Source organism: bacterium (assembly GCA_024224155.1).
Taxonomy (GTDB): domain Bacteria; phylum Acidobacteriota; class Thermoanaerobaculia; order Multivoradales; family JAHEKO01; genus CALZIK01.
This window is the reverse complement of the sequence record JAAENP010000452.1, coordinates 1-4,661: the sequence shown is the minus strand read 5'-3', so window position 1 is coordinate 4,661 and position 4,661 is coordinate 1. Positions and strand designations below refer to the sequence as shown.

The window sequence follows — 4,661 nt, the reverse complement described above, 5'->3', positions numbered from 1 at the left end:
GCTGTGGAGATTCTCGTGATTGCCCTCAGCCGATTTGTATCATATCGGCTGAGGGGAGTTGAAAACGAAACCGATCTGGACCCCTCTATGGGCGCTCGCGTGCCTTCAAAGGGCACTTCGTGCGACCCGCAGGGCATGCTGGGTACACCACCACCTGGTGGGCGGCAGGGCATTGGGCCGGGCCGGAAAATTGCCGATGGTGATGTAGTCGCGGCCGCGGCCGTCCCAGATGATGTCCTCGGCGAAGGCCTCGAAGCGCTGGACGTAGTCGAGATGTTCGTCTGTGGGATAGAGTTTTCCGCCGGGGGCGAGCTCTTCGTACCATTGTTCGAGTGATGCGGACATCTCGGGATAGGGACTACGCGTCCACTCGGCCGAGGCGATCAGCACCTCGCCGATGATCGGCCGGAGGACTTCAGCGCTCGTGAGAATAGACCCGGGTCTGCTTGGCAAAAATGACCCACCTGGCTCCGGCGGCGTAGACGCATAGGAGGCGAGTTGGGCGCCCGGCGATCGTCGAGGCATGCTGAAGAAGCGCCCGTGCTCGGAGTGTCGCCGTTGGTTCCAGCCAGACCCGCGCGTGGGAAAACGGCAGCGCACTTGCGGCTCGGCCGACTGTCGACGATCGCGTCATCGACGCGCGGACCGGGAGTGGCACAAACGACATCCGGACTACGACCGGGCACGGCGCTGGCGAAAAGCACTGGAACAGACCCGAGAGACCGGGCAAGTCACCCCACCCACACAGCCACCGTTGAACGAAATACCCTGGGACCTCGCGCAAGACGAGATGGGACCACAAGCTACCGTAATCATTGCGGGAGTGGCGGGAGTCCTGGTGCATCATGCGCAAGACGAGAGACGAGCCTAAGTGCATGTATTCACAAAGGAATTCGGCAAACATGTCGGTCCCGACGCGCAAGACGAGATAGCTCGCTCGCCGCCTTGTTGAGTAGGGTGGAGGCATGGACCTGGAGTTCCATCAGCTCGACCTGCCTCATGGCGATCTGCGCATCCGCGACGAGGGGCGCTACGGGCGTCTGTTGGCGTCGCTGGTCGCACAGGGTCAGCAGGTGCCGGTGGTCGTGGTGAGCGCGAAAGCGCGGTATGTATTGATCGACGGCTACCAGCGGACGGCGGCGCTCCGGCAGATGGGACGGGACAAGGTCGAGGCAACGCTGTGGCCGATATCGGAAGTGGACGCGCTGGTCCATCACCATCATCTATCATCGTCGTCGTCGCACTCGTGCTTCGAAGAGGCCTGGTTTCTGGCCCGCCTGCGGGAATGTGGACTATCGCTGGACGAACTGGCCAAACGCCTTTGCCGAACCAAGAGCTGGGTATCGCGGCGCCTGGGGCTGGTGAGCGCACTGTCGGAAACCGTGCAGGGCAAGGTGCGCGAGGGCGTCATCCCGGCGCACGCAGCGATGAGGTATCTGGTCCCGTTGGCGCGCGCCAACAAGCGGCAGTGCGAAACGCTGGTCAACGCCATCGGCAACGAGAAGCTGTCGTCGCGCGAGGTCGGGAAGCTGTATGCGGGCTGGGGTCACGCCGACGCTGTCGGACGACGAAGGCTGTGCGAGGCACCCTTCCTCTATCTGCGCGCGATGCAGGCCAAGGAGGCCGAGAAACCGGCCACTGACGACCCGGGGACAAAGCTGGTCAATGAGCTGGCGACCCTGGGCTCGGTGGCGTGGCGGGCGAGGCAGCAGGTGCACCAAGGGCTCGATTTCGAGTCCACGTACAAACGCATTGATCTGTGCGCGGCGTGGCGCACGGCGCAGGACGCCTTCGACGAACTCGCCGGCGCTCTGCAGAAGGCGCTCTTTCATGCTGGATCAGACGACTCGAACCGCCATTCTCAAGCTTCATGAAACCGGTCACGGAACCCGCGCGATCGCCCGCGCCCTCGGAGTCTCGCGCGGAGCGGTAAAGCGGGTCTTGGCATCGGAGTCGGCGGAGGTGCCGCCGCTTATGCGGAGCGAAAAAGCCGAGCCTTACCGCGACCAACTCCTCGAGCTATACGATCGCTGCAAGGGCAACCTGGTGCGGGTGCACGAGGAGCTTCTCGCCCAGGGAGCAGAGATATCCTATCCGGCGCTGACCGCGTTTTGTCGGCGTCATGGAATCGGCCATGCGCCGCCACAGCCGGTCGGTCGCTATCACTTCGAGCCGGGCCAGGAGATGCAGCACGATACCTCGCCGCATAAGGTGCGGCTGGGCGGGCGAACGCGACGCGTGCAAACGGCCAGTCTGGTCCTGTGTTATTCGCGCATGATGTTTTTTCAGCACTATCCACGCTTCAATCGCTTCATCTGCAAGCTCTTCCTCACCGACGCGTTACGCTACATAGGTGGGGCGTGCGGCGATTGCATGGTCGATAACACCAATGTGATCGTGGCTACCGGCACCGGCAAGAACATGGTGCCGGCGCCGGAAATGGCCGCGTTTGCCGAGCGCTTCGGCTTTGCCTTTCGCGCCCACGAGAAGGGTGACGCCAACCGCTCGGCTCGTGTGGAGCGCCCTTTCCATTACATCGAGAATAATTATCTGGTCGGGCGCGAATTCGATGACTGGGACGACCTCAACCAGCGGGCCATTCGCTGGTGCGACAAGGTCAACGCGACTCACAAGCGGCACCTGCACGCCACGCCACGTGAGCTTTTTGCCGCCGAGAAGCCACGCCTCAGGCAATTGCCGCTCTGGGTCCCGGACGTCTATGCGCTGCACCATCGCATCGTCGACGTCGAGGGATATGTCAGTGTCCATCAGAATCGATATTCGGCGCCCTGGCGGCTGATTGGTCGCCGCGTCGAAGTGCGGGAGAGCAAAGAGCATATCGAGATCTTCGACGGTCCGCGTCTGGCGGCCAGACACAGGCGCAAGCTCGACTCCGACGGCTCCCGTGTCACCGACTCGGCTCATCGGCCGCCCCGCGGTAGCGGGCGCAGTGCTCGCAAAAACGTCTCCGTCGAGGAAGAAGATCTCCTGCGCCTCGCCCCTGAGCTGGGCGATTATCTGGCGAGCCTCAAGCGCCATCCCAAAAACCGCGGTCTGCGCGATATCCGCCGGCTTTTGCGTATGGTCGCCGACTACCCGCGCAAACCTCTGGTCGAGGCCGTTCGCGTCGCCAGCCATTATGGCCTCTATGACCTCGAGCGTGTCGAGACCATGTTGCTCCGCTCGCTCGCCCGCGGCTTCTTCTTCGTCATCCCGGACCCGTCGAGCGCCGATTCCAAAAATAACCATGCCGACATCCACACCAATGAATCATCCAATGCAAATGAGAAGAATACGAAACATGCAAATACCGATAACGATGCTCAGGTCAACGCCAAGGAAGAGCTCTGATGACCGATGAACTGGCCCAGTTGCTCAAATCACTTCACCTCGGCCGCATCGCCGAACTCCTGGATACAGAGCTCGCCTACGCGAACAAACACCAGCTGTCCTATCAAGATCTCCTTGCCCGCCTCTTGCGGGCGCAGTGGCACTATCGCCAGGAATCGGCGCTGAAGTGGCGCATCAAGCGCGCCGCTCTGCCGGAGGAGTGGAGTCTCGAGTCATTTCCCTTCAAACGCCAGCCCGGGGTTTCCAAGAGACAGATTCGCTCCTTTGCCGACCTCGACTTCATCGGCAAGGCCGAGAACATTGTTCTCATCGGTCCCACCGGCGTCGGCAAGACAGGTCTCGCCATCGGTTTGCTTCTCAAGGCGTTGCAGAACGGCTACCGTGGCCGGTTCTTGTCCGCGCAGGACCTTTTTGATGAGATGTACGCATCCCTGGCCGATCGCTCCTCGCGCAAGCTGATCAATCAGTTGGCCCGCATCGACGTCCTTGTTGTGGACGAGATGGGATATCTCAACCTGCGTCCCGAGCAGACAAATATCTTCTTCAAGCTCATGGAGGAGCGTTATACTCGGCGTCCCACCATTATTACCACCAACCTCGATTATCCCGAGTGGGCCAACTTTTTGGGCAACAAGGCCCTTGTTGATGCTCTGCTCAGCCGTCTCCGCCACCGCTGTCACACCCTTCGCATCGACGGTCCCTCCCTGCGCGACCCCCAGGGCTGAGCTGCCACAGCCCGAGGCGAGTGGGCTACGACAATGACTTCGTGCATGACTTCGTGCCAGCTGCCTCGTCCTGCCGTACTCCGGCTTCCTTGCCGTGGCTGTGAGCTGTCATCTCAATCGGTCTCCCGAGCGCTTCTCGCTCGCGTTCATCATCGCCAGACCTCGACCCTGTTGGCCGTCTTCAAAACGTCGACGAGCGAGTACCAGGAAGCCGTGCCTACCCAGGTGAGCTCTCCCTGTCAAGGGCAAGCTCGCTTCGCTCGTGGCCTGTGGCCACCCTTGACAGGGAGCTCTCACCTGGGTGATGGCCTGACATGGCCAGGAAGGGGACCTTCCTGGCCATTGGTCCAGGAGCTCTCCTACTCATCCCAGCTCCCGAGTTTCGATCTTCAGCCCGGACCCATTTTCGAGAGCATCACCGGGTCTATTTTGCCGAGCGGCGAAGCTCTGGTGACCGGATGCCGTCCTCGCGATGGTAACAGCTCGTCGCTGGAGATATCGAAGGGCTACTCGGCGTCCGGGTCGAAAGCAGCCATCGCTCTCATCACCAGCGGCAGCAAAACATCGCGGAAATCGTGCCACAGG

At 61.6% G+C, this 4,661-nt stretch carries 4 protein-coding genes; 3 read left to right on the top strand and 1 reads right to left on the bottom strand.

Annotated features, from left to right (window positions below):
• Nucleotides 1-105: 105 nt before the first annotated feature.
• Nucleotides 106-453 (bottom strand): hypothetical protein, encoded by a 348-nt coding sequence (locus tag GY769_22015; GenBank protein ID MCP4204593.1) that lies wholly within the window; start codon nucleotides 451-453, stop codon nucleotides 106-108.
• Nucleotides 454-965: 512 nt separating this feature from the next.
• Here GY769_22015 and GY769_22010 point away from each other — a divergent pair.
• Genes GY769_22010 through GY769_22000 form a run of 3 tightly spaced genes read left to right on the top strand, consistent with a single transcriptional unit; the run spans nucleotide 966 to nucleotide 4,076 of the window.
• Nucleotides 966-1,874 (top strand): ParB/RepB/Spo0J family partition protein, encoded by a 909-nt coding sequence (locus tag GY769_22010; protein ID MCP4204592.1) that lies wholly within the window; start codon nucleotides 966-968, stop codon nucleotides 1,872-1,874.
• Complete coding sequence (locus tag GY769_22005) at nucleotides 1,831-3,351, top strand: IS21 family transposase (GenBank protein MCP4204591.1); 1,521 nt, start codon at nucleotides 1,831-1,833, stop codon at nucleotides 3,349-3,351. The genes GY769_22010 and GY769_22005 overlap by 44 nt, the downstream gene beginning before the upstream one ends.
• The gene (locus GY769_22000; protein ID MCP4204590.1) at nucleotides 3,351-4,076 is read left to right on the top strand and encodes an ATP-binding protein; all 726 of its coding nucleotides are present in this window, start codon (nucleotides 3,351-3,353) and stop codon (nucleotides 4,074-4,076) included. The genes GY769_22005 and GY769_22000 overlap by 1 nt, the downstream gene beginning before the upstream one ends.
• Nucleotides 4,077-4,661: the final 585 nt, after the last annotated feature.

What these genes read in the sequence shown, in the direction of transcription:
- GY769_22005 (MCP4204591.1), top strand. Translation starts at nt 1,831, where the DNA reads ATGCTGGATCAGACGACTCGAACCGCCATTCTCAAGCTTCATGAAACC.
- GY769_22000 (MCP4204590.1), top strand. Translation starts at nt 3,351, where the DNA reads ATGACCGATGAACTGGCCCAGTTGCTCAAATCACTTCACCTCGGCCGC.
- GY769_22010 (MCP4204592.1), top strand. Translation starts at nt 966, where the DNA reads ATGGACCTGGAGTTCCATCAGCTCGACCTGCCTCATGGCGATCTGCGC.